Source organism: Sphingopyxis sp. (genome assembly GCF_035998965.1).
GTDB lineage: Bacteria > Pseudomonadota > Alphaproteobacteria > Sphingomonadales > Sphingomonadaceae > Sphingopyxis.
This window is the reverse complement of the sequence record NZ_DASYHE010000066.1, coordinates 1-1,628: the sequence shown is the minus strand read 5'-3', so window position 1 is coordinate 1,628 and position 1,628 is coordinate 1. Positions and strand designations below refer to the sequence as shown.

General features: G+C 62.0%; 3 protein-coding genes. All 3 read right to left on the bottom strand.

Going from position 1 to position 1,628, the window contains the following annotated elements:
• Positions 1–28: 28 nt before the first annotated feature.
• Positions 29–667, bottom strand: a complete 639-nt coding sequence (gene lptC / locus VGN68_RS11860; protein ID WP_327476893.1) for an LPS export ABC transporter periplasmic protein LptC — start codon at positions 665–667, stop codon at positions 29–31.
• A 12-nt stretch (positions 668–679) separates the two neighbouring features.
• On the bottom strand, positions 680–1,297 hold the full coding sequence (locus VGN68_RS11855) for a ribonuclease D (protein ID WP_293700401.1): 618 nt from the start codon (positions 1,295–1,297) through the stop codon (positions 680–682).
• Between the two features lie 31 nt (positions 1,298–1,328).
• On the bottom strand, positions 1,329–1,628 hold a 300-nt coding region (locus tag VGN68_RS11850; RefSeq protein WP_327476891.1), incomplete at its 5' end, for a hypothetical protein.

Sequence of the window (1,628 nt, the reverse complement as noted above, 5' to 3'; positions counted from 1 at the left end):
GCCATGCTTTTCATGGTCCAAAGGCGGTTCATTTGATCACTCCCTGATTGATCCGCAGCCGCGCATTGCCCTGCAGGCGCACGATCCGCTGGTCGAGATCGGCGGACAGCTGGTTGGCCGAAAAATTGCCGATGTTCAACGTCCCGTTGACGCCGCCCTGTCCGACCAGGGTCCGCGTTTTGAGGTCGATCGATACATTGCTGGCGTCGATCCGGTATCCGCCGGCGCCCTTGACCTGCACCAGCCCCGGCACCGCGACCTTTTCGGTCTCCATATTATAGGCGCTGTTGCGGGCGACGATCGTCGCCGGGCCGTCGGTCAGGCGGATCGCCCCCGACAGGTCGGTCATCCGCACGACGGGTTCAGCCGAACTTTTCTGCACCGCGCTGCCCGCGAGCAGGGCAAAGGGCTGACCTTTGGCATCCTGACCGCGATATTCGGCGCGCGTCACCTTCATCCGCTCGCTCGCCATATCGACCTTGTCCTTGGCGAGCAGGAAGCTGATTTCGGAACGCTGGGTGAAGGGCGAAAAGACCAGCACCGCGGCAACGATTCCGATCACAAGCGGCAGGCCAAAGCGCAAGATGCGCACCACCCGGTCGTGACTCGACCCGCTCGTCGCCCACAGGCGGCGCATCGTGCGGTCAAGATCGGCGCGTTCGGACATGCGAATCGGCCTTTAGGTGTGCGCGAAAATATCGACCTCGGGCCATCCAGCCAGGTCGAGCGCGGCGCGCGTCGGCAGGAAATCGAAACAGGCCTGGGCCAGTTCGCTGCGCCCCTCGCGCGCCAGCCGCATATCGAGAATGTCCTTCATCGCATGCAGAAAGCGCACGTCGCTGGCGGCATAATCGCGCTGAGCTTCGCTGAGCTCGGCGGCGCCCCAATCGCTCGACTGCTGCTGTTTCGACACTTCCTGCCCCAGCAATTCGCGCACCAGTTCCTTCAGCCCGTGACGGTCGGTGTAGGTGCGGATCAGTTTCGAGGCGATCTTGGTGCAATAGACGGGCGCGGTGACGACGCCCAGCGCCTGTTGCAGCGCCGCGATGTCGAACCGCGCGAAATGAAACAATTTCAACCGGTTAGGATCGGTCAATATGGCCTTGAGTACCGGCGCGTCGTAGCTGCTGCCGGGTGCAAAACGCACCAGATGCTCGTCGCCCGACCCGTCACTGATCTGCACCAGGCACAATCGGTCGCGCAGCGGGTTCAGCCCCATGGTTTCGGTATCGACGGCGACGGCGCCCGGACCCAGCGCGCCCGCGGGCAAATCTTCTTCGTGGAAATATACGGTCATCCGCTGCCCTTAGGCGAAGCGGCCTTGCCGCTCAATGACTGGTTTTTGCCGCCGCGGCCAGCGCGGGATAACCGCGAGAAAAAGTCTGCGACAGACCGCGTCGTGCTTTTGAATTTTCCGTTCGCAGATGACATCTGTTTAAGCTATATATTTCGTCGTTAGCGGCATGGGGCGAGTCTGTGCCCGTGGTGAAGTGCGTCCCCGTCCGACGCAAGGCGCCGATCGAATGGGGTATGGACGAACCGAAAGCGACTATTAGACAATGAGTTTCAACAAGGATCGCCGCGGCCAGCGGGGGCGCGGCAAGCGCGATGATTTCGGCAATTTCGAC